This window comes from Priestia sp. MDV22-iso46 (assembly GCF_058629175.1).
Window position 1 is genome coordinate 1 of record NZ_JBZVWT010000003.1, and the last position, 21,985, is coordinate 21,985.

Sequence of the window (21,985 nt, forward strand, 5' to 3'; positions counted from 1 at the left end):
TTATAATTAGTTTCTTTATCGGAAGGATACTCATTATAAAATCCGATAGATCAGTAGGGGAAGTTCAGGCAATTTCTCTTTTTATTTATTTAGTTTTGTTCGGAACGGATTTTAGATATTGGTGGTGGGGACACGCTATGTCTATTCTTAACATCTTTGAGTTTTTAGCAACTACGCTTATAAGTTTTCTTATCTTTGTAATCAGCGAATGTATTCTTTATTTCTGGTTGAAACAGCTATATAAGACGAATGTACAAAAAGGTGCTTAAATTTAAAATAACAGGCGCCAAACTAATAATTATTTCGAACAGAAAGTTTAATGCTGTTACAGGTTATAATACTTACCGCGTTTTAAAAATGTCATTGAAAGAAGGGCAGTATGTTGAAAAAAATCGTGACGGTCACCATTGCTGGAATTCTACTAATGGGAGCAGTAATTTTCTATTTTGTTACATTCTTTGCCTATATCCCATTCGCTAAATTTTCTGGATTTCCTGTCCCTAAAAATGCAAAGTTAGTAAAAGAAAAAGAACGTGTAGATATCTATGATTGGTCTAAAGCTTCTGAAGAAAACGGCATCCCGTCAGGATATAAATTAGTAATTAAATCAAAAGGGTGGAAGGAGAGGAGCCAAGAAGGGGCCTCCACTTACTATGAAAAAGGAAATAAGATAATTGATTTAATATCTCAAACTAATGAATTAACTCTAATTAAGGATAAAGATTGAATATACGTAAAAAGGAGTAGATAAATAAATGAGTACAAAAAAAATACACCTTACGCCATTTGAAACAACTCACATTCAATACTTACATAAATGGTTAAACGATGAACGAGCAATACGAATGATAGGCAGGACACCTTTAACTTATGAAGAGGTAGTACAAGAAGTAGAAAAGAAAAGAATGAACAACGATTTAATTTTAGGAATTAAAAGCGATGAAAAAGAATTAGTTGGATGGGTTTTTCTGAAGGATATAGATTACGCACATGGAAGAGCTAGTATAGGAATTCTTTTATCTTCAGAATCTAGAGGTCACGGGTACGGCCGAATAGCCATGGAGCAAATGATTGATCTAGGGTTTAAACAGCTCCGCTTAAACAAAATCTATTTAACTACAAGAGGAATAAACGAACAGGCAATTGCATTGTATGAAAAAATCGGTTTTGTTACCGAAGGGAAATTAAGAAATCATGCCTATGTGGATGGGAAGTACGTAGATACATATTTTATGGGTATATTAGCTTCGGAATGGAACAAGTAAGCTTACTTCTTCACCATAAAAAGCTAAGCTTACCGACTATCATGAAATTAAAAAAGCTAGTGCTTGTATTGTACAAAAATCACGATTTCATATATCATTTATTTGCCGCCGGTAAGTGCAAATGATAAAACTGTAATAATATACGAAGTACTTTAGTATTTACTAAATAAACTATGAATCTCAGGTAAGAGAGAATTAGAGTGATTATAACATTTTTAAACTTTGTATGTATATGAAACTACAAATCTGGCCACACTAATAACGTATTCTCTCTATTCTAATAAAGTTAAAAATCCTTTGCCTACATCAGGGAAGGATTATTTTTTTATAAATCCTGCTTTAATTGGTTGTTAATCTAAATAAAGGGGAATTACATATATTAAGAGCACACAAAGGGGATAAATATTAGTGACAAATTATAGGTACTATACGGGAACCCTGTTTGTCAGGGAATTAGAACGTTTAAAAGAAGAATATATTCAACTTGATCTCGACGATGTGAAAAGAATGGTTGAAGAAGATATTTTACTGTTAGAAAAAGCGGTGAATATGTTGTCTACGAATACAGTTTATTAAATTAAGCAACTTAATAAAGCATTATCTAACGACTACTGTTAATTCAATTTTAAAAAAGCTACCTCTTTTGACTGGGAAGAGGTGGTCTTTTTCAATTTCCAGACTGGATAGGGCATACTAAGTAAAAAAACGTTTGAAAGCATTTTATAATATTTCCTAGTTTCTAAGAAATATTGCCCAAACAAAAAAGGACATCTCTTCTATGTCCTGTTCCCTCGTATCAGCCCCGCCTACGCTAAATACTATGACAGCCACTCATGCCATCCAACCTATACTTAGTATAAACGAAAGCGTTTACAAAGTAAAGATATTGATGAAATATTCTGTCTATTTTTTATATTAAACTTATCTATTTCGAATAATATCAAACATGATAGGTGACATTTTTAATGTCTAGAGATTAACTCACTCATTAATCTGTTTAAAGCAATGTGTAATATATCATGTTCTGTATACTCTTGTTCAAAGGCTAGACTTCTTTTTTCTTTTTTCTTCAACAACTTTTTAATTTCATCACATAAATAAATTTGAGAATCCAAAAGTTTTATTTCTTTTCTATCCTTTATTTGTTTAGACATGAAATCAACTCCTTTATGATTCTTTAAGGAACTATTCTATCTTAAAAAGTAAAAATCCTTCTTCTATTACATCGGAATAACGTAATAGGGTTTATCAGAAGGAACCACCTTAGATTAGAGAAAAATGGATCCTGTTTTTTGCTTTTCAGAATTGAATATGTTTTTATAATTTGAGCAACCTACTCAAGCTGCCATAAGATATCATTAGATAAAGTCGTGAAACAGAAAAACCTACCTTTTTAACAGAAAAGAGGTAGGTCTTTTCTGTTTTCACTCTGTATATCGCGTTCAATCTTAGTTACTATAATCATTTTTAAAGGAACCAATCAAGTAGAAGAACCCTTGGATCAGTTCTGTTCACTGTCCAGGGTTCTTTTTCCGGAATAAGCAGCTTTGCATCATACATTCTTGATATGCAAACGTTTCTCTGAGAAGCGAGTAGTGAGAGACATTACGCTTACAAGCAGCACGAGTGAAATGATATATTTAGAATAATATTATTATTGGTGAAAATGATTTAGGAGAGAAAACTATGGAACTCAAACAGTTAAAAATTTTTCAAGTTGCTGCTCGAGAACTAAACTTTACTCGAACAGCTGAAATCCTTCACTATGCTCAATCAAGTGTAACAGCTCAGATTAAATCTCTTGAGGAAGAACTTGCTGTCCAACTTTTTGACCGGTTAGGGAAGCGAGTTATCTTAACTGACGCTGGAAAGCGCTTTAAGCTATATACGGACAAGGTGCTTGATTTAACCGAAGAGGCAAAGGAGACTGTAGGTGGGAGTGAAGAGCCTAGTGGGACGTTAACAATATGTGCTTCAGAAACCCAATGCACCTATCGCTTACCAGCTTTGCTGAAACTATTTCAAGCTCGTTTTCCTAAAGTGAAACTGATTTTTCGACCTGGAATTTCTGAAAATGATTTTGAGGATTTACTTGCTCAAGGTCTCATAGATGCTGTTTTAATATCTATGACTCGCATTAACTCGGATAAGCTGATTGCCGAGCAGCTTGTCGCGGAACCTATTGTTATAGTAAGTCCGCCGAATCATCCTTTAGCCGATAAATCTGAAGTAAGACCCGCGGACCTGAATAGTCAGTCGCTGCTTTTTACTGAGAAATGCGATTATCGAAATATATTTGAAGCGTCACTTGTTGATGCAGCCGTTCAACCGTTATATGACCTTGAACTTGGTGATATAGAAGCCATCAAAAAATGTGTAATGGCTGGAATTGGAATAGCAGCACTACCTAAGCTAGCAGTGGAGAAGGAAATAGAGGAAGGGAGTATGAGTGTATTAAGATGGAAAGGTCCAGAGTTTCCAATCGTAACTCAGCTGGTCTGGCATAAAGACAAACGGGTATCTCCAGCTTTGAGTGCTTTTTTAGACGTAGCTAGAGAAGTAATACTGGATAATTAAGGGGATTAGTATTTGAATCTATTTTTATTGAACGTCAAGATTGGTTTGCATAAATAAATTGATTACATATTATAGAGATTACTAATCGGTTTTTTAGATAGTAACAATCTAAATATTCATCTGTAATGATTGGGGCGGGGCTTGTATTATATATGATAAGAAGTTTGTTGGATATACATATAGTTTATTTATGTTCTCTACTACATTACTATTCTGTATGTGTATTGTCTAAACTACCATAAATATAAGTTACCCGCAGCCTAACAGTTGAATCTACTAATTGTAGAGGTAGAGAAGGTTAAAATTTAATTAAGATATGTATTTGATTTTAGATAATGGGAGGGGTATAAATGAAATCCTATAACTATTTTTGTTCTACTCAAATTGAGGTAGGGATGGGAAAAGCTAAAGAATTGCCAGAAATGCTAAAATCCCTAAATATTGGTTCATCCATTTTAATTGTGAGTGATCCAGGTGTGGTCCGTACAGGACTAGTTTCACCAATTATAACGGCCCTAGAGGCTTCTGGATATCGAGTATTGTTATTCGACTCCATTGAACAAAATCCTCGAGATAAGAATTGCTTGGAAGGTGCTAAATTATTTCGTGACTTTGGTGCAGATGCAGTTGTTGCCATTGGTGGTGGAAGTGCAATGGATACTGGAAAAGCTATTGCACTGTGCGGTCCAAACGGCGGGGAACCATCTGACTATGCAGACGGCCGACTCCTGTATTCAAACATTGCACCAGTTATTTGTATTCCAACTACTTCAGGCACGGGATCAGAAGTTACTCGTTCTGCTGTTATTACAGAAGCATCTACACACCGAAAAATGACACTCAAACATAGTTTGTTAAGACCTGTCTTGGCGATTCTTGATCCTGAACTAACATTCAGTCTTCCGCCTTCTGTTACTGCCGCTACTGGCATTGATGCACTCGTTCATGCGATTGAAGGTTATACATGTAAAGTAACAAATCCTATTTCACAAGCGCTCGGAGCTCAAGCAATGAGAACCATTGTTTCGGCATTGCCTATCGTTTTCTACGATGGCAAAAATGAAGCGGCTCGTCAAGATATGCTGGAAGGAAGTCTCTTAGCAGGCCTTTGTTTTGGATCTGCAGATGTTGCCTCGGTACACTGCTTAGCAGAAGCGCTTGGAGGGCTTTATGATACCCCGCATGGAGTTGCCAATGCAGTATTTTTACCATATGTATTAAGGTTCAATTCTATGGAGAATAAGCAATTACATGCGACATTAGCAAGGTATATGAGCTTTGCCAAGGACTCAGATTCAGATGAAATAGCTGTTGAAAAATTAATTCAAGGAATTATAGAATTAACAGAATCATTAAACATTCCTAAATTGAAAGATTTAGAGGGTGTAAAGAAAGAAGATTTTCCCAGCATTGTAAGGTTGGCCATGCAAAATAACTCAACATCAAGTAACGTCCGTTTAATTACCGAGGGCGATTACATGCAAATTCTTGAACAAGCTTACTTTAACCGTGTAGATCAAAATTGGGATTCTGAAGTAGAGAACTTAAATTAAAAGATAAAGATTAAATACTGGCCCCCAATCATCAGGCTGTGTCTAACGATTGGGGGCCAGTTTATAAATAGTATCTATTTATTTTTAATCAGAAGATACGTAATACCAGTTTTTGTGTACTTTTTTATTGAAAATAAAAAGCCCTACTTTGACTGAGGACTTTTTTTAGGTTTATACTTTTTACTTATTTTCTAAAACATACTTTTTCCTCGTTTCCCTCATGCTCAAAACTACACCCAAAAGTACAATGATTCCACCAATAAATTGGTTTATGCCTACCACTTCATGAAGGAGTAGAACAGAAAATAACACACCAAAAATAGGAACAAGATTCATCAGCGTCATCGCAGAACTAGAAGATAATTTGCGTAATCCAAAATTATATAATAAAAAAGCGATAACCGAGCAGAAAACGCCTAGGTACAATAAGGTTAGAAATGATCGTATATCTGGTGTTTGCCAGCTTGACTTCTCTATAAAGGCTAATGGAATAAACGTAATAGCTCCCGCCAAAGTTTGATAAAAAGAGATAGTAATCATGGAATATTTTTTGACAACTTTACGAGTTGTGAAGTTATAGAGAGCAAAAATAAAACCTGCTACAATTAATATAATATTACCAATTAATTGCTTATCATCTGTCTGAGTTTCAGGACTATAGGATATTTGATATACACCTATCATCGCTACTCCAATTCCTAGGGCCTTTACCCATGATGTCTTTTTTCTAAAAAAAAGAAATTCCATCAAAACCGTTATAGCAGGATACGACGCTACAATAATAGCGGCATTAGATGCTGTTGTTAGTTCAACTCCTATGTTCTCCAGAGAAAAATAAAGGGTAGTACCGAGTACACCACTCATAGACATTAACCCCATATCTTTGAATGAAGGCTTTGTTTTATCTTTCCTGATTAAGAGAATAAGTCCTAAAATAACAGCAGCTATAACAAAACGAGCCGCTCCTAATGTAAGGGGTGGAAAAGAGGTATAGGCTATTTTTGTTCCAACAAACGATGTACTCCATAAAAGGACGGCTATTACGGAAGCACTTATGTATAAACCATTTCCACTTCTAACCTTTCTTATTTTTAAGCTTTCTTGTTGTTTCGCTATCATTGTATCCATTATTACACCTCCAAGTAGGATTAAAAACTATATGGTAGCTACTTTTGTAGCAACTAGAATTAAATTATAATTTTTAACCCAAACTGTCAAGGGTACTAATGGTATACTTAGTTTAAAATTATTGACTTTATCCGGGTATTATCAAGGAGGACCAATCATGACACTAGATATAATAAAAATTTTGAAAGATGTAAATTTTACTGAATATGAGGCAAAAGCGTATTTAGCTTTACTAGAAAAATCTCCTCTTTCAGGGTATGCTATTTCGTTAAATTCCGGAGTGCCAAGATCTAAAATTTATGAAGTATTAGGAGGACTAGTGGATCGAGGAGAAGTCATGATCAGTCATGAAAATCCCGCTCTATATACACCATTACCTCCTAATGAATTAATCAACTTGAAAAAACGTAAAGCTGAATCCTCGTTTGAAGTAGCTGAAGAAGCTCTCGAAAATTATTCTTATGTATCTTTAAACAGAGAAAACATCTGGAACATTACAGGTTATGAGCCTATACTAAATCGTACAAAGGAAGCTATAAAAGAAGCTACAGGGCGTATTCTATTGGAAATATGGGCAGAAGATGCCCAGGAACTAAAAGAAGAATTACAAGCAGCAGCCAAAAGAGGCGTAGAAATTTTAATTGTATCCTATGGAGATTTAGTATTTGACTTTGCGCAGGTTCATCAGCATGATGCAAGCGAAGAAATAACCAATGAATATGGCGGACGATGGATTGTTCTAAGTGCTGATGATCGAGAAGTAGTTGCAGGTATATTATCACTTGGTAAGGATAGCCGTGCTGCCTGGACGATGCATCCGGGATTAGTTATGCCAATTACAGAAGTTATCATTCACGACTTGTATATCTATGAAATGATGAAAAAACATCGAGAGATCCTAGAGTCAAGCTTTGGACCGAACCTTATTGAACTTCGTAATCGATTTAAATTTAATTCATCAGGCTATAGCGTAGCAGCAAAATTAGGATTGATTAAATAGCCAGTATTAATGCATATATAACAATAATAAAGTTACTTATTATAGTCACTGTTATTGCTAGCTGTAACATGTTTTACGCAAACTAACTTCGTATAGGGGATGTCTTCATGGTTAATAAGGGCATTTATTTCCTGAGATCTTGAATATGACCATAATAACTTATGCTAGACGGTGAAATGAACTCTGTCTTGATATTATCAAATCAGAAACATAATTCTTAATAAAGTGGAAAATGATAGTAGTAATCTTATAAGGAGAATAGATGATGAGAGATCATGATGATCAAACGAACGAGAGATTAAATCAAATATTTGAAATCATCAATGCAAAAGGGGACATACGGGAATTAAATCAAATAGTAAAGAAATCCAAAAAGGAGCTCAATCAGGACAAAGACGATACTAAACCATAAAATTAAATAAGCTTAAGAAATCATTCTTAAAAGAACCGATTAAGTAAAAGAATTCTTGAGCAGTAAGCTTTTTCCAAGGATTCTTTTTTAGATTATGAGGTTTTTATAGATCGTTGATATGACTAAATTCTTTGGATAGTTAAAAGAAAAGAGCATGTATAAAAAAGCCCGCATTCTATATTAAAAATCCACCTGTCCTGCAAACAATGGGTGGCATTTTAATAATTACTTTAACATCTTATAACTGATTTAAATAGATTGTCCGTAAACGTATAAGAAAGGGCAGCATTCTATTGAGGAAAGTGTCCTTAATGCAACATAACGTGTGTGAAAATTAATTGTAGCATGATGTTTCTTTGAAAAAGTTGAAACGATAAATACAAAAAGACTTGCTCAAGGTAAAAAGCAAGTTAAAAGAAAGATAATCACGTGGTAATTCCATTATAATCCACAAATAGTGAGCGTATATTAAAATATAGTTACAATCAAATTAATTCATAAAAAAGATCAATTGATCTTTTTTAATTGGTGGCAATTACATAACGTAAACACTAGCCACCTGAAAGGAGTTAGCTAAAAAATTCTATTACTTCTTTCATAAGAATTATACCTTAAAATAAAAAGCACCCGTGGAGGCGAGCGTTTTTATAAACTTAACGTGTAAAGGAGAAGCAATTCGTCAGCAAAGGGAGGAGGCTTAGTAGTTACAGGACATGCTCGTTTTGTTGTAGTTATACGTATTTAAAGTAATTCAACAAACATCCATTATCAAAGTACTATTTCGTTAATTGATTATACATTTCTTCTAGCTCTGAAAAAGAGATATCTTTAGATGCATAACCTACAGCAGCATCCACAATTCTATCAAAACCTTCAGGTGAGATACTTTCTGCTTTGAGGTATCGCTCATACTGCTCTAGTTGCTCTTGCTGGTTTTCTAAATCCCTCTCTTTCCCTTCGTAATCAGGAGCTTTCATAGTTTCGATATTTTTTTTAACAACATCAACATACCGTCTTAATTCTTCCACGCTTATCATTCTCCTTACATTTTTGAAGTAATACATAGGTCAAAAATATGAAACGCTGGGAAGGTAAAGGGACACTTTCCCTTTATAAATATTGTGTTAACCTTTCAAAATTATACATCCGAAAACTAAAACACCCATAAAAGGGTGCTTTTAGAAAACCTTCTTTATTGAAAGGAGAGACCATTCACCCGCAAAGGGAAGGACGGACTGCTTATAGTATGTGTTATTTTCTTAAATTTATATGTCAAATAGAAGAGGCGATTGAGCAAAAACCTATTAAACAAAATAACAGTATGAAGAAGCGTGCTCTTTCACATAGAAATTGATATGAGATGATACGATATTTTATATAAAATACTTTCTTGTATGACACTTTTTAATTTAGTTGAAATCCATCACTTCTAGAGAGTAGCCAGGGCAGGATTAGCTATTGGTTCGTTTTTGTAACATTAAATATTAAACAATGATAGGTTACTTTTATTCCGTTCTCATTACGATAATCATTTTCATATAGGTTGATTAATTCACGAAAAAACGAAGGGCGTTGACAGTAGTTTTCCTCGTTACTGTTACTTGCTCCAATCTTTTTTATTGATGTAAAAAATGCCTGAACCGTCGGAAAGTATTGAACCTCTAGTTTCTCCATTTTTGATAGTTTAAATGGATGCTCTCTCAATGGAACTAATGCTTGTTCACAAATTTGAGACAACCCTTCAAGAGAAAAAAACGATTGGCCAGGTGAACTGTTACTGAAAAGACCAAGCTTTTGTTTCGCATGACTGTAGCATAAATGAAGCTCTTCAAATGTACGATTACCAAAGGTTGAAAATAGCAGGCTGCCTGTAGGCTTAAGTTGTTTATACAATTTTTTTATTGTCGTATGAAGACTATTAAACCACTGAAATGTTGCATTCGAAATAATAAGGTCATAACGTCTTTTTATACTTATCTCCTCGATATCTCCGCATATGAATGAAACTCGATCTTCCATTACTTTTTTCTTTGCTACCTCAATCATTCCTGATGACAAATCAACTGCTGTAATAGTAGCCTTAGGAAATTTTTCGCACAATAATTGTGTTAAATAACCCGTACCGCAGCCAATTTCAAGAATAGCTATTTCCTGGTTAAAGAAGTTGCTCGAAAGTTGATCTATTAATTGGTTTGCCATACTTTTTTGAACATCGGCATAAGCATCATAAGTTTTAGCATGATTATTGAACCTTTTCTTTAAGAGTTGCTTATTAATCATAAATGAGCTCCTTTTCGAGAAATTCCTCTATAAGTTGCGTACATTGCTGAGGCTTCGTAAAAAAAGGAATATGACCAGCTTTTTCTAGGATACACAGCTGCACTTTTCCACCAATCCTTTCAGCTATGAAAGAAGAAGACTCAGGTAAACATATTTGATCATCTCTTCCATGGATCAACAAACAAGGAGTTTGAATTTGATTGAGTTGCATTCTAACATCTTTTTGAAGTAAATAATCCAGCCCTGTAAGGAGGGAGTGCGTACTATCTCCTTGATAATCACGCTGAGCAACTTCAACAAACTGATGATGAAATTCTTCTTCTTTTTCAGATTTAGCGAACATAGCGTTATAAAATGCAGTAAGTGTTTTTTCCTTATTGCGCTGTAGCTGTTTTTTCATACGTTCAACGATACGTTGCTCCCATCCAAATGTATTATGCACGTCGTTTGTAAAGCGACTAGTTCCGCCAATTAATATGAGTCCTTCTATCTTGTTAGGGTATAAACTTGCAAGTTCAAGCGTTACAAGGGAACCTAATGACCAACCCATTAAATAAACAGTACCTTGAGTAGAAGTAAGCAATTGAATTGCACGTTCTCTAAAGTCACTTAGTTCTTTTACACCTCTCCAGTCTGTACACAAAACGTTACATATAGTAGACAATGATTTTATGATTGGATGAAACGCTGCTTTTTCCATTCCCCATCCGGGAAATATTATAATAGTGGATGGTTTCATTGAATCACACTCATTTCTTTTCCAATTAGAGAAATTCTCTTTATGGCCCAATCTAAATCTTCTCGAGTATGATCGGCTGTTACAGTAAAACGAATTCTTGCTTTATTTTCAGGAACAGTAGGGGGCCTAACTGCAATAGCAGCAATTCCTTCTTTCTGTAAACGCTCTGCAAACTGCATTGTTCTTTTGTTTTCTCCCGTCAAAATTGGAATGATTTGAGATTGACTTTTGCATGTGTTAAATCCTTCGTATGTAAGTGCTTTTCTAAAAAATAGTGCATGTTGTTGAAGAAGTGCGCGACGCTCTGTGTCTTGTTGCACCTTTTCAATCGCAGCCGTTATTGCACCGAGTATAGCAGGGGGAAGAGCAGTTGAATAAATGAATCCTCGCATTCTATTTTTTAAATAATCTATCAGCCACTGTTTTCCGGTAACATAAGCTCCAAATGACCCTAGCGCTTTACTAAACGTTCCCATTTGAATATCAATTTTATCTTGCAGATCAAGAAAATGCGCATATCCTTCACCATTTTTTCCGTATACACCGCTTGCGTGAGCCTCATCAACCATTAATAGTGCGTTATACTGCTCTTTTAATTTAACAAGTTCCTTGAGCTTGGCAAAGTCACCATCCATGCTGAAAACAGTATCTGTTACAATTAACTTCCGTGACTCTAAGGGAACTTTTTTTAATAAATTTTCTAGGTGGTTCATATCGTTATGGCGATAGCGCTGCAGTTTTGCACGGCTCAGTAGGGCCCCATCAATGATACTTGCATGATTTAACTTATCGCTGAAGATGAAGCCATTACGCGGAACCAAGGCTGAGATGATTCCTAGGTTTGCATTATAACCACTATTGATAATAAGTCCTGCCTCAGCTTTTTTCCAATTAACAAGTGCTTTTTCTGCTTTCTCATAAAGAGAGTGATTTCCTACTATTAAGCGTGAAGCTGCTGCTCCTATTCCATATGTCATCACAGCATCACTCATTGTTTTCTTCAGCCCCTTATCTCCTGCGTAGCCTAAATAGTTATTAGAGGCAAGGTTTAACATCTTATGTCCATTGACTGTAAGCCATGGTTGTTCAGCAAATTCTGTAGTAACAAGGTGCCGTTTTTGAAAAATTTCATCTAAATAGGCAAGTTCTCTTTTTATATCTTCTTCCCAATACAATGCACTTTCACCACCGAAAACAATATATGTTAACTTGATTTTATTTAAAGTTAACAATTATATCTAATCACGCCTTTAGAACAGTGTCAAGATAAAATAATTTAAAGAAGAGATACTAGATAATTGTCTCCACATAGCCTACTACAGTTCATTTTTTGAATCTCATGAGTACACATGCAGCCTTACTTCGGTACCTAAATAAAACGTAAAGAATCAATGCTTTTTTCAATAATCATTTGAAGGTGTTTTGAAAACAATGAGGAATACCTAATATTGGTCGTGGGTTTTAGAATAAGGAGGAATCTCAAGTGAAGGGTCAAGAATTACAGTTTTATAACTACCATGTATGGGCAAATCAAAAGATTTTTAGTCACTTAAAAGGCTTGCCTCAGGATATTTACCAGAAGGAGGTTAAGAATGTTTTTTCTTCTGTATCGGAGGTGTTAGGACATATTTATGCTACTGATACTATATGGTTAAGTGTCATGTCAGGTTATAGTTTTGATGAAATTATCAAATCAGGAAAACAACTAAGAGAGAATATAAAAGGCAAAAGCATCGAGGAAATGGAGATGATGTTTCTTAACTTATCTGAGCAATTTAAAGCATTTTTTGACCACCAAGATAACCTTAATCAACTCGTTTTCTGCGCACATCCTAATTTTGGCCAGCTAGAAACTAATCTATTTGAATTAATCCAACATGTAGTTAATCATGGAACATATCATCGTGGAAATATAACAGCTATGTTACGCCAAATGGGACATCCTGGAGTTATGACTGACTATGTTGCTTATTTATATGCAACGAAGGTAAGTAACAGTTAGATATCTTAAAGCGTTCTAAGTTAAAAACTCTCTAAAAATTAATCTTAATAATAAGTTAAGAGGACGATTCGATAACTGCAATTCATCTTACTTCAAAAGTTCTGTAAAGGGTCGCGTATTCTTATAGGAATGTTGAGAATGCGGGCTGAAGAAGAGTATTTGAGTAGAAATGAGAGAGGATTTTACATCATCTAAGTCCCAACATTTGTACTAAAAATCGTATAAAAAACGTAAAAGTCTGAGCATATTCGTACTTATTAATTAAGTTCTTTTCTTAAGAAGAAGCTGCCAAACAGGCAGCTAATAATACAACTCTAATTTTCTTTTAAGGTTTTGCGTTGCCAGGAGGCTTATTAGTTGGAAAAATTGCTTTTCCCACGTCTTCTGCTGCAATTACTGGATCTACCGTATTGCTATTTGGTTTGCCTTTCTGACTATTGCCTTTATCGCGTTTCTGACTCATTTTTAAATCTCCTTTCAAATTTAGTTACATTGTTAAGATGAGTTAATAGAGCGTAGCTTATTCAACCCATTGTCTTTTTTAATTATATTTATTTTATTGGTGTAAACAGGTGTCTAAGGTTCTAAAGAATCTCCTTTACCACAGTATTATTCCTTTTTTAATACCAATCTAGAACTTAAAAGTCCTTTTACCGGTACTTATCAGACAATAAGCTTCATTATTAGATAGTTGTTGGATAGGGCATTTGTTTTCTTAAACCGAATATATATTAGATGATTAAAACAAGTTAAGGTGGATTAGACATGGATAAAAGAGTAATTTTTGACTTTGAAGTCGATTTTACTAATGGCGGTGGAATACAAGGACAGGAATTTCGTCTTGATATTGATAGTGATGATATCTCTGATGAAGAATTGGCTAAATATATTGTAAAAGATATGAGACTACTAATGGTGGGTGAGGTAAGGATACTGAACAAGAGAATTATTAGTGAGAAACATAAACGAAAACCTAGCGATGAAGATATTGAAAAATAAAAAACTTATATGTTTTTTGTTTTAACCACATATCCATAGTAGGAAAAAAGAAGTTACCAAAAGGCGACTTCTTTTTTATTTAACCTTGTTTTCACTCTTTTTAAGCCTTAAGGCATAGGGTTCATTAGCTTCCTGAGGTAACTACATAGTATCTAAAAAATCATAATTCCACTTAGCAATGAGTATCTATTTCATTAATGTTTTTCTTTAATATACTCCCATTTATAGACATTTTGTTTTGTTTTTTGTATCTTAGACTGCAAAATTTATAAGGACGAATTCTTTGATAGATGGCAACACTTTTCATAAACAATCTGAAACCCATACAGCACAAACGTTTTTATTAAAAAAACAATGGATAATTGAAATCTAGTCAACCGGGCTAAAGAGACGTATCCTATTTTTTTTAACCATTTTAGTCCGAAGTAAGTAAAAAAAGAATCAATAAGTATATTTACTAAAAGATATAAGTTGAACTTTCCGTAAGTATATTTTAATATCCACAAAGCTCCAACTAAAAAGGGGCCAAATATTAACGGTAATTCTGCTAGAACATTGGGCTTGATGGAGTACGGAAACCACCACCATTTTTTCTTCTCTGCAAACCTGCCTTCGGCAATAAGATATAAACTCATAAAAAGACTTCCTGGAAGGAATCTTTTTAGCGTTCTTTTACCAATAAACGGAATACTAAGCCAAGGTAAAATGGTCATTAAAATGATTAGCAATTTATCTTTTTTCTTCAAATGATATTCTCCCTTTTTAAAAATATGGATATGTATATATATTCCCTTTTTCGTGAGTGTTTATGTGATGAAATAAGAGATCCTGTTTTTTATTACTTTGGTTCATTTCTTCTAAAGCTTCTAATAAACATGTAGTAATAAGAAAACCGAAGGGAGAGCTAGTAATGATTTCATTATGGGAGGAACATTTATTTTGGTTAGAAATAATTCAGGACCATACTTATTTTGTTCGAGATCACTTATCGGTGAAGGAAGTCGAATACGTCCGAACAGCTAAGCAATATATTCATTTGTTTGATGACTTGCTAAAACAACTGAACTATTTATCCCCTGATGTTATGCATAACGATCCTGCATTAATAGAATTCTCAAGAAAGGCCTGGCCAATTGCCAAAGGGTATTTTGATTTTGAAGGGTCTCTTCAGGCTCTTCGAATTGAAAACGCAGTGAATCTAAACTTATCTCCTACTTATCTTAATGGTACGTTAAGTGAAAATCAGGAATATTTAAGATTTCTATCTTATTTAGTACAAGGAAAGGAGCCTGTTCCTCTTAGCTTAGTCAAATTAATGGATTTATGGCTGGAAGATCAGCTTGGACATGCAGTTTTGTTTAAAAACCTGCTTGACCCGATTGAGATTATGATATCTAAACAAGCGGATTCATATATCGGAAAGTTTCAAACATTCATTGTGCAAAACCATCATTTAAAAGGTTATTTACGATTTAAGCAGCCAGGTTTTGCAAGACAAACAGAGTTTGCCTTAGAAGTAGGGAAAACCACTATTGAAATGAGCCGGTTTGTTTATGCTATGACCGAAAAATATAAGGAGAACAAGCTGTTAAATAAGGAAACGTTAAGGTTTCTGATACATCATTTCCCTGAGACTTGTTATTTCATTAAAAAATTGAGTTATTATGCTCCCGAATTACAGCAAGAAGCCAACCAATGCTCATTAAGAAGAATTTCTTATCTTTAAGATAAGCTAAAACATTTCATAGGACCTAAATCCATTCCTATTTTATATTTCTGTAAGCTTTATTTATAGGCATATAAAAGAAGAGATTGAGACATAACTATATCCATTCAATCTAAAGATGAACAAATGGGATAAATGAGCTAGTAGAGATCACTTGTTACAGGGAAATCATCAGCTAGAAGAAACAGCATATATGAAACCTACGTTTACCCTACCAATGAAAAAATCCGAACGCGTTTGATTCTTAATCAAGAATCAAACGCGTTCGGATCTTCCTTGAACAAAAATACTTTTGCCCCAGTCTCTGCTTTTTGAGTAGTTTGCTATGTAAAAGCTATCTCAATAGTCCAATCTCCAGCATATAAAAACCAGCACTTCTTACATCGCCAGTTATATCTTTCAGTTCTTTTTCTTTCATTACCAAAGATTTTGCTCTTACGTTCGCGCCATCCATATCTAACAACCAAATGATTCGTTCTTAATCAGTTTTTGATATTGACAGATTGATTATATTTTGTGAGACTTAATATACATAATGTTCATTAGTTTACATCATGTGTAGAATGTATGTTGTTGATACAGGGTAGTTTAATTTAAATAGTTAATCATCAGAAAAGGCCTAAATGGCTGCACCTATACAAGTCATAATCATATGCCTGAGACTCAATAAAAGTTATACAAGGAGACGAACGATGTCTAAAAAAGCAAAAGTAGATCCTAGGATAAAAAGAACAAATAAATACTTAAGAGACGCTTTAGTTGAACTTCTTAAAGAGAAAGACGTTACATCCATTACGATTCAAGAAATTACGGAAAAAGCAGAATTAACGCGGGGAACCTTTTATTTGCATTATCAAGATAAGCAAGACTTTCTCATGCAGAGTATGAATGAAGTTCTAGAAGAGCTAATAGAGAAAGTGAAACCAAAACAAAATAATGAGGATTCTTCAGAAGTAGAAGAAAAAAATGAATCCGTTTCTTTCTTAAAGCTTTTCGAATTCATCTATGACCATGCCGATTATTTTAAAGTCATGCTAAGTGATCGAGGATTACCTCAATTTAGAAGTCATATGACGGAAATTGTAAAGAAAAGAGTGTATGGAGAGCTAATCTCTTCGATTGGAGAAGCAGAGGATGGACTTGATATCCCTAAAGATATCCTGATTAGCTATATCACATCCGCTCATATAGGTGTCATTTGTTCTTGGTTAGAAAGTGATATGAAATTTAGCCCTGCATTTATGGCTGAAAAATTAACCAGTCTAACACTTTTAGGGCCAATTCGAGTGGCAGGTTTAGAAAATAAAATAAAGCTTCCTTACTGAAGCTTTATTTTTTAGTTTGTTCAAATGCGGATAAATATCTTTCTTCTTTACCATAGCTACTGTGATGGTTGGAAGAAACGTGAGCTTCGCATTTTTAGCTTTTTACAATCATGAAAGGCAGAAAGGAATTGTAGTATGAAAATAGAAAAACACTGGGGGATTTCCTTACTGGCAGTTTTAGCTATTGGTCCTGGTTTAATGTTAAACACTTCATTAAATTCTATACGTGAAATTCTCCAACAAACGTTTAACGATCAATCTTATATTTCGATAACACCGGTTTTAATAGGGGTTATAAGCTTTGCATTTTGTATTCCGTTTGGACCTATCCTTCGACATAAGATAGGGGAGAGAAGGACTTATGTTCTTTCGATGTGCTTGTTTCTTATAGGAGCTATCGTAAGTATAGCTTCTAACAGCTTCTTAGGAATGGGTATTGGTCGTTTTTTTCAAGGAACAGGAACAGGTTTAGCACTTATGATGATGATTCCAATGCTGGTTCTTTCTTTTCCGATTCAGAAACGGAACTTGGCATTACTGATTCTTATCGGCGGATTTTATGGATCTAGCGTTGTCGGTATTTTTCTGGGAATGTTAGTGAACAGCTACGACCATTGGAGAGGGTTATTTTATATAGCGGCCGTACTTTCCTTACTGGGAATATGCTTCAGCTACAAATTTTTAACAAATGATCACGCCAATCAACAGCACAAACATCATGAACCATTTGACATCATCGGTGTAGCGTTAATGTTTATGGTTACCGCATTTATTACGTTTACATTACTTAATCTCCAAAAATCAGGATGGACATCTACTTATGTATGGATAGGCATAGTAGGAAGCGTCATTTTTTTATGCTTTTTATTTATAGCAGAATGGCATATTAAAAATCCGTTAATTCCCTTTAGATTAGTGGCTTCTCGAAAACCAGCTCTCGCTATCTTAATTGCTGTTATAGGCAATATTAGTATGAGTTTAACTCTTTTATCTCTACAAGGATTGCTTAAAAGCGGATCTAGTTTTGATAAAGGAGACATTTCACTGATCTATATCGGGCTTTTTGCGGGAATAGTGATTGCGGCCATATTAAGTGCCGTATTATATGATAAAGTTGGACCGGGCGTATTAGGTATTATAGGAGCGGTCATTATTATGGGAGTGAACATACAGTGGATGTATTTAGACGGTCATGTTTCTGCATTCCTCTTTGTTAGCAGCTTTGCCGCTTTAATCGCAGGAGTAGGGTTCACAGTTGCTGCAGGTCTTATGGGTGCTGCTTTAGGCGGACCACTACCAAGCTTAGTCCCTCGAATGGTCACGGTTCAATTTATAAGAGTTACAGTATCGGCGGTCATCCCTATAATCAGCAGTATCGTCTTTGCAAAGATGTATAAAGATCAACTTGCAACGGTAAGTGCAGAGAGTCAGGTTGCTAGTAAAGAAAATTTCACGCAATCTCTACATGTAAAATCTGAAATCATTACTTATCATACATTTTCTACGTTTTCGTGTGTATTGAGCATTGTAGTATTAATTCTTTCATTTTTGATGTTCCTAACAGGTAAAGGCCACAAGCTGGCTCATAAGCCTCATGACAAAGAAAAAAATAAAGAAAAGCTGAGTACCGAAGAGGTTCACCTTAAAAAAGATACTCCCGTTTTTGAGTGTTCGCCTAAAGAGGCTGTTTCGAATCAAGTCATTGGTGACAGCGAGTATAGAGCAGCTTTAAAAAAGTTTGGTCAGCCTAAACCTTCTCCTGATAAAATGCTGCATATGAGAGATCAAGAATATAGAAAAGCTCTTAAAAGGATGAAGGATATAGGACAATAAGTTAAACTGAAGAAATTTGAATAAAGCACAGAAAGAGCAAACTCACGTGTAAGGGAGTTTGCTCTTTTAATTTCTACACGTACTCTTTACAGATATGCTTTATGTAAATTAATAACTAATACAAAAATACAGAGGAGAACCTAGATGAATCCCTTTATTTATTAAAATGAAGAGACTGAATTTTAATAATTCTGTTCAGAACTACCAATTATCCACATAAATTTTTAACTATAATATTCTTCTGCTTAGAAGAATATCTTTTTAGTTAGATAAATTTAGTATGTGAATTCGAGCTGGAGAAAAAGAGACTACCCTATAAGATAGTGTATGGATATAAAAGGACATTACTTTTGTAGATAACGTCCTTTTACATAGCTAATTATTCTTTTTCAACTACCGTAAAGTATTGGACGTTCCTTTTAACAATGACCAAATCATTTGCTAGATCCAATATTTTACTTTTATCTTCAAACCTATACTGTATGTAGTTCTTTGCACGAATAAGTGATTTAGCTTCAACTAAATGTCTTATTTCACCATTAATTAGGTGAAACGTTACTTCATACTTTTTCATAAGAAAACACCTCCATAGTATCAATTTTTACTATTATTTAATTTCTGATACTATTTCTTTTGACTGATGATTAAAAAGTTAGTTGTGTTCTATTAGGGCAAACAGAACAAAAAGCATACAACAGAAACAAATTTTAATTGTCACAGGGCACTAAGTTAGGTATATAGCTGTTGTTATTTAGTATATTTTAGATAGAAACAGTACTTATAGCTGTGTTACAATATTCCTGTTATGTAGAGTGAAATTCATTTTATAGTTCTATTTCCTTTTAACTTACTTATTAAAAAGTCCATATTAGGAATGGAAATGAGTTTACATAGGAAGGTTTCTAAAACTGATTTAGAAATGAAATGGAGAGGGATCTGTGGAAAGAAACGAATTTAGAAGACAAAAAGCACTTCGATCAAAAGAGAAGAGAAAGAAAAAGCTTAGTCAACATAATGCCTTAAACCTATCACTAATCTTTATATCAATATGCATTGTTTGTCTGCTAATCAACTTATCATTGAGATAGAAAAACGTTCACTAAAAAGAGTATGTAAAAGAGAGGAAGACAATTTAATATGAGTAATCAACAAACAGTAGCCGAAAGCTCTAACATCAAAGTGCTGCCGATTATTACGTCGTTTCTTATTGCTGGATTTATTGGTTTATTTAGTGAAACAGCTTTAAATATGGCGTTAAAGGAGCTAATTTCTGGCTTTGGTATTCATGAAACAACCGCACAGTGGCTGACAACAGGGTATCTGTTAACATTAGGAATCCTAGTACCTATTTCAGGTTTTATTCTTCAGCGTTTTACGACCAGACAGCTTTTTATAGCATCTCTAATCTGCTCCATCATTGGAACATTTATTGCCGCTATTGCACCAACATTTGGGGTACTCATGATTGCCCGTGTCGTGCAAGCCGTTGGAACTGCTTTACTTTTACCGCTTATGTTTAACACGATTCTTGTTATTATCCCGCCGCATAAACGTGGAAAGTCAATGGGGATTATCGGCCTTGTTATTATGTTTGCGCCAGCTGTTGGCCCAACCGTATCAGGCTTAATCTTAAAAACATTAACGTGGCACTGGATTTTCTGGATTTCACTTCCGCTATTATTTGTTGCCTTAGTGTTTGGAGCTTTCTTTATGCAGAACGTTACCACACCAACGAAGCCAAAAATCGATATGATTTCTGTTGTTCTTTCAACAATAGGTTTTGGAGGAATCGTATTTGGATTTAGCAGCGCTGGAGAAGGTGGAGGCTGGGGAAGTCTACAGGTTGTTCTAACTCTTGTGATTGGAACTATTGCATTAGTTGCATTTTCTATTCGTCAAACGAAGATGAAAGAGCCAATGCTAGACCTTAAAGCCTTTAAGTATCCAATGTTTACAATTGGCCTTTTATTAATTCTAGTCTGCATGATGGTACTGCTGTCTGCGATGATGATTTTACCTTTATACTTACAAACATCATTAGCTTTATCGACCTTTGCCGCTGGTCTAATGCTTCTTCCTGGAGGAGTGATTAACGGAATTCTTTCACCGGTTATGGGCGGATTATTTGACCGCTTTGGTCCCAAATGGTTAGTTATTCCGGGCCTTGTGATTGTAGCCGGCACCATGTATGGTTTTTCAACCGTAACGCTGGAAACGTCAACAGGGTTTATCGTTGCTCTGCACATTGCGCTTATGATAGCCATTTCGATGATTATGATGCCGGCTCAAACAAACGGATTAAACCAGCTTCCACCTGAGCTGTACCCGCATGGAACAGCGATTATGAACACCTTGCAGCAGGTTTCAGGCGCAATTGGAACAGCTGTTGGAATTTCCATTCTTTCATCAGGTTCAAGAAGCTTCCTTGAGACGGTATCAGATAAAATGGATCCATTAAATCAAGTTCTTGCCTTTACCAACGGTGTTCAGCATGCGTTCATCTTTGCGATTATTGTTTCAATTGTTGGATTGGTTATCTCGTTCTTTATCAAGAGAGTTAATGTTGAACAAAAAGCACATTAATAAAAAACACAGACCATTGGATGGTCTGTGTTTTTTTGTAATAGGCGGACACTATAAGAAGAACTAGATAAAGTACATTGAGGTGAGTTCACTTATGATATCAAGAAAACACTTAGGATTTAACCTATCTATAATAGCGATTCCGTGGTTATCGTTGTTTTTTATAGGAAAACACAGCATAAGACGTTATTCGTTAGCAGGGATTTTTATTATTATCTTTGAAATTATTAATCATTTGTATGGGCATCAGAGGAAGTGGTGGAGATTTTATGATAAAAAAGATTCGTTTATAAAAGATGAACTTCCTTTTAGTATTGGGCCTTATATGCCTCTTTCAATGTGGCTGCTTAAATCTTCGTATGGAAACTTTAAGAAGTTTTTACTACTGAATATTGTAGTTGATGGAATCTTTGATTTTTTCTTCATTGATGTTCTTAAAAGGTTGAAAATTGTAAGTCTAAACCGGTTAAATCATTTTCAATTTTTTATCTACCTTCACTACAAAGCATATTTGTTATATGGAGTGCAGTATTTATTTGAAAAGGCAAAAAAATGGAGTTGAT

The 21,985-nt window shown here is 34.6% G+C and carries 24 protein-coding genes; 15 read left to right on the forward strand and 9 right to left on the reverse strand.

Annotation, left to right across the window (positions count from 1 at the left end; all coding sequences use genetic code 11):
* The 4 genes from AC4NPH_RS17060 to AC4NPH_RS17075 all read left to right on the forward strand — a co-directional run.
* The coding region (locus AC4NPH_RS17060) for a hypothetical protein (RefSeq protein ID WP_491938829.1) at nt 1–269 on the forward strand (269 nt) is incomplete at its 5' end.
* A gap of 110 nt (nt 270–379) precedes the next feature.
* Nucleotides 380–727, forward strand: a complete 348-nt coding sequence (locus tag AC4NPH_RS17065) for a hypothetical protein (protein WP_013058414.1) — start codon at nt 380–382, stop codon at nt 725–727.
* Nucleotides 728–755: 28 nt separating this feature from the next.
* A complete protein-coding gene (locus AC4NPH_RS17070) occupies nt 756–1,265 on the forward strand; it encodes a GNAT family N-acetyltransferase (RefSeq protein WP_013058413.1) in 510 nt (169 codons plus the stop codon).
* Nucleotides 1,266–1,673: 408 nt separating this feature from the next.
* Nucleotides 1,674–1,841 carry a hypothetical protein gene (locus AC4NPH_RS17075; protein ID WP_013058412.1) on the forward strand — a complete coding sequence of 56 codons (168 nt, stop codon included), beginning with the start codon at nt 1,674–1,676 and terminating at the stop codon, nt 1,839–1,841.
* A gap of 386 nt (nt 1,842–2,227) precedes the next feature.
* Here AC4NPH_RS17075 and AC4NPH_RS17080 read toward each other — a convergent pair whose 3' ends face one another.
* Entirely contained in the window at nt 2,228–2,419 is a 192-nt protein-coding gene (locus tag AC4NPH_RS17080; protein WP_013058411.1) for a hypothetical protein, read from the reverse strand.
* A 532-nt stretch (nt 2,420–2,951) separates the two neighbouring features.
* Between AC4NPH_RS17080 and AC4NPH_RS17085 the strand changes: the two genes are divergently transcribed.
* Nucleotides 2,952–3,842 (forward strand): LysR family transcriptional regulator, encoded by an 891-nt coding sequence (locus tag AC4NPH_RS17085; RefSeq protein ID WP_098196833.1) that lies wholly within the window; start codon nt 2,952–2,954, stop codon nt 3,840–3,842.
* A 350-nt stretch (nt 3,843–4,192) separates the two neighbouring features.
* Nucleotides 4,193–5,395, forward strand: a complete 1,203-nt coding sequence (locus tag AC4NPH_RS17090) for an iron-containing alcohol dehydrogenase (protein WP_216885040.1) — start codon at nt 4,193–4,195, stop codon at nt 5,393–5,395.
* A 180-nt stretch (nt 5,396–5,575) separates the two neighbouring features.
* On the opposite strand, the gene AC4NPH_RS17095 is transcribed toward AC4NPH_RS17090, so the two are convergent.
* The gene (locus tag AC4NPH_RS17095; protein ID WP_013058408.1) at nt 5,576–6,523 is read right to left on the reverse strand and encodes a DMT family transporter; all 948 of its coding nucleotides are present in this window, start codon (nt 6,521–6,523) and stop codon (nt 5,576–5,578) included.
* Nucleotides 6,524–6,680: 157 nt separating this feature from the next.
* Between AC4NPH_RS17095 and AC4NPH_RS17100 the strand changes: the two genes are divergently transcribed.
* A complete protein-coding gene (locus tag AC4NPH_RS17100) occupies nt 6,681–7,523 on the forward strand; it encodes a TrmB family transcriptional regulator (RefSeq protein WP_013084386.1) in 843 nt (280 codons plus the stop codon).
* Nucleotides 7,524–7,785: 262 nt separating this feature from the next.
* Nucleotides 7,786–7,935 carry a hypothetical protein gene (locus AC4NPH_RS17105; RefSeq protein ID WP_013058406.1) on the forward strand — a complete coding sequence of 50 codons (150 nt, stop codon included), beginning with the start codon at nt 7,786–7,788 and terminating at the stop codon, nt 7,933–7,935.
* A 776-nt stretch (nt 7,936–8,711) separates the two neighbouring features.
* On the opposite strand, the gene AC4NPH_RS17110 is transcribed toward AC4NPH_RS17105, so the two are convergent.
* The 4 genes from AC4NPH_RS17110 to bioF form a co-directional block, all read right to left on the reverse strand.
* On the reverse strand, nt 8,712–8,963 hold the full coding sequence (locus AC4NPH_RS17110) for a YnfE family protein (protein ID WP_013058405.1): 252 nt from the start codon (nt 8,961–8,963) through the stop codon (nt 8,712–8,714).
* 427 nt (nt 8,964–9,390) lie between these two features.
* A complete protein-coding gene (gene bioC, locus AC4NPH_RS17115; protein WP_098196831.1) occupies nt 9,391–10,215 on the reverse strand; it encodes a malonyl-ACP O-methyltransferase BioC in 825 nt (274 codons plus the stop codon).
* On the reverse strand, nt 10,208–10,954 hold the full coding sequence (locus tag AC4NPH_RS17120; RefSeq protein WP_053487614.1) for an alpha/beta fold hydrolase: 747 nt from the start codon (nt 10,952–10,954) through the stop codon (nt 10,208–10,210). The genes bioC and AC4NPH_RS17120 overlap by 8 nt, the downstream gene beginning before the upstream one ends.
* On the reverse strand, nt 10,951–12,129 hold the full coding sequence (gene bioF / locus AC4NPH_RS17125; protein ID WP_098196830.1) for an 8-amino-7-oxononanoate synthase: 1,179 nt from the start codon (nt 12,127–12,129) through the stop codon (nt 10,951–10,953). Before bioF ends, AC4NPH_RS17120 begins: the two co-directional genes overlap by 4 nt.
* A 308-nt stretch (nt 12,130–12,437) precedes the next feature.
* On the opposite strand from bioF, the gene AC4NPH_RS17130 reads away from it, so the two are divergent.
* Nucleotides 12,438–12,956, forward strand: a complete 519-nt coding sequence (locus tag AC4NPH_RS17130; RefSeq protein WP_098196829.1) for a DinB family protein — start codon at nt 12,438–12,440, stop codon at nt 12,954–12,956.
* Nucleotides 12,957–13,281: 325 nt separating this feature from the next.
* Here AC4NPH_RS17130 and AC4NPH_RS17135 read toward each other — a convergent pair whose 3' ends face one another.
* On the reverse strand, nt 13,282–13,419 hold the full coding sequence (locus AC4NPH_RS17135) for a hypothetical protein (RefSeq protein ID WP_013058400.1): 138 nt from the start codon (nt 13,417–13,419) through the stop codon (nt 13,282–13,284).
* 302 nt (nt 13,420–13,721) lie between these two features.
* Here AC4NPH_RS17135 and AC4NPH_RS17140 point away from each other — a divergent pair, with 302 nt between their 5' ends.
* Nucleotides 13,722–13,955 (forward strand): hypothetical protein, encoded by a 234-nt coding sequence (locus tag AC4NPH_RS17140; RefSeq protein ID WP_013058399.1) that lies wholly within the window; start codon nt 13,722–13,724, stop codon nt 13,953–13,955.
* Nucleotides 13,956–14,221: 266 nt separating this feature from the next.
* Here AC4NPH_RS17140 and AC4NPH_RS17145 read toward each other — a convergent pair whose 3' ends face one another.
* Nucleotides 14,222–14,701, reverse strand: a complete 480-nt coding sequence (locus AC4NPH_RS17145; RefSeq protein ID WP_013058398.1) for a hypothetical protein — start codon at nt 14,699–14,701, stop codon at nt 14,222–14,224.
* Nucleotides 14,702–14,865: 164 nt separating this feature from the next.
* Between AC4NPH_RS17145 and AC4NPH_RS17150 the strand changes: the two genes are divergently transcribed.
* The 3 genes from AC4NPH_RS17150 to AC4NPH_RS17160 all read left to right on the forward strand — a co-directional run bounded on the left by AC4NPH_RS17150 (nt 14,866) and on the right by AC4NPH_RS17160 (nt 18,839).
* Entirely contained in the window at nt 14,866–15,681 is an 816-nt protein-coding gene (locus tag AC4NPH_RS17150; protein ID WP_053487612.1) for a DUF2935 domain-containing protein, read from the forward strand.
* A gap of 692 nt (nt 15,682–16,373) precedes the next feature.
* Nucleotides 16,374–17,006, forward strand: coding sequence for a TetR/AcrR family transcriptional regulator (locus AC4NPH_RS17155; protein ID WP_055990508.1), 633 nt, complete (start codon nt 16,374–16,376; stop codon nt 17,004–17,006).
* A 135-nt stretch (nt 17,007–17,141) separates the two neighbouring features.
* Entirely contained in the window at nt 17,142–18,839 is a 1,698-nt protein-coding gene (locus tag AC4NPH_RS17160) for an MFS transporter (RefSeq protein ID WP_491938830.1), read from the forward strand.
* Between the two features lie 379 nt (nt 18,840–19,218).
* On the opposite strand, the gene AC4NPH_RS17165 is transcribed toward AC4NPH_RS17160, so the two are convergent.
* Nucleotides 19,219–19,413 carry a hypothetical protein gene (locus tag AC4NPH_RS17165; protein WP_098196827.1) on the reverse strand — a complete coding sequence of 65 codons (195 nt, stop codon included), beginning with the start codon at nt 19,411–19,413 and terminating at the stop codon, nt 19,219–19,221.
* Between the two features lie 563 nt (nt 19,414–19,976).
* Between AC4NPH_RS17165 and AC4NPH_RS17170 the strand changes: the two genes are divergently transcribed.
* Nucleotides 19,977–21,422, forward strand: coding sequence for a DHA2 family efflux MFS transporter permease subunit (locus AC4NPH_RS17170; protein WP_013058393.1), 1,446 nt, complete (start codon nt 19,977–19,979; stop codon nt 21,420–21,422).
* Nucleotides 21,423–21,516: 94 nt separating this feature from the next.
* On the forward strand, nt 21,517–21,984 hold the full coding sequence (locus AC4NPH_RS17175; RefSeq protein ID WP_491938831.1) for a hypothetical protein: 468 nt from the start codon (nt 21,517–21,519) through the stop codon (nt 21,982–21,984).
* Nucleotide 21,985 lies beyond the last annotated feature (1 nt).

What these genes read in the sequence shown, in the direction of transcription:
- AC4NPH_RS17065 (WP_013058414.1), top strand. Translation starts at nt 380, where the DNA reads ATGTTGAAAAAAATCGTGACGGTCACCATTGCTGGAATTCTACTAATG.
- AC4NPH_RS17070 (WP_013058413.1), top strand. Translation starts at nt 756, where the DNA reads ATGAGTACAAAAAAAATACACCTTACGCCATTTGAAACAACTCACATT.
- AC4NPH_RS17080 (WP_013058411.1), bottom strand. Translation starts at nt 2,419, where the DNA reads ATGTCTAAACAAATAAAGGATAGAAAAGAAATAAAACTTTTGGATTCT.
- AC4NPH_RS17085 (WP_098196833.1), top strand. Translation starts at nt 2,952, where the DNA reads ATGGAACTCAAACAGTTAAAAATTTTTCAAGTTGCTGCTCGAGAACTA.
- AC4NPH_RS17090 (WP_216885040.1), top strand. Translation starts at nt 4,193, where the DNA reads ATGAAATCCTATAACTATTTTTGTTCTACTCAAATTGAGGTAGGGATG.
- AC4NPH_RS17095 (WP_013058408.1), bottom strand. Translation starts at nt 6,523, where the DNA reads ATGGATACAATGATAGCGAAACAACAAGAAAGCTTAAAAATAAGAAAG.
- AC4NPH_RS17100 (WP_013084386.1), top strand. Translation starts at nt 6,681, where the DNA reads ATGACACTAGATATAATAAAAATTTTGAAAGATGTAAATTTTACTGAA.
- AC4NPH_RS17105 (WP_013058406.1), top strand. Translation starts at nt 7,786, where the DNA reads ATGATGAGAGATCATGATGATCAAACGAACGAGAGATTAAATCAAATA.
- bioC (WP_098196831.1), bottom strand. Translation starts at nt 10,215, where the DNA reads ATGATTAATAAGCAACTCTTAAAGAAAAGGTTCAATAATCATGCTAAA.
- AC4NPH_RS17120 (WP_053487614.1), bottom strand. Translation starts at nt 10,954, where the DNA reads ATGAAACCATCCACTATTATAATATTTCCCGGATGGGGAATGGAAAAA.
- AC4NPH_RS17135 (WP_013058400.1), bottom strand. Translation starts at nt 13,419, where the DNA reads ATGAGTCAGAAACGCGATAAAGGCAATAGTCAGAAAGGCAAACCAAAT.
- AC4NPH_RS17140 (WP_013058399.1), top strand. Translation starts at nt 13,722, where the DNA reads ATGGATAAAAGAGTAATTTTTGACTTTGAAGTCGATTTTACTAATGGC.
- AC4NPH_RS17150 (WP_053487612.1), top strand. Translation starts at nt 14,866, where the DNA reads ATGATTTCATTATGGGAGGAACATTTATTTTGGTTAGAAATAATTCAG.
- AC4NPH_RS17155 (WP_055990508.1), top strand. Translation starts at nt 16,374, where the DNA reads ATGTCTAAAAAAGCAAAAGTAGATCCTAGGATAAAAAGAACAAATAAA.
- AC4NPH_RS17160 (WP_491938830.1), top strand. Translation starts at nt 17,142, where the DNA reads ATGAAAATAGAAAAACACTGGGGGATTTCCTTACTGGCAGTTTTAGCT.
- AC4NPH_RS17165 (WP_098196827.1), bottom strand. Translation starts at nt 19,413, where the DNA reads ATGAAAAAGTATGAAGTAACGTTTCACCTAATTAATGGTGAAATAAGA.
- AC4NPH_RS17170 (WP_013058393.1), top strand. Translation starts at nt 19,977, where the DNA reads ATGAGTAATCAACAAACAGTAGCCGAAAGCTCTAACATCAAAGTGCTG.
- AC4NPH_RS17175 (WP_491938831.1), top strand. Translation starts at nt 21,517, where the DNA reads ATGATATCAAGAAAACACTTAGGATTTAACCTATCTATAATAGCGATT.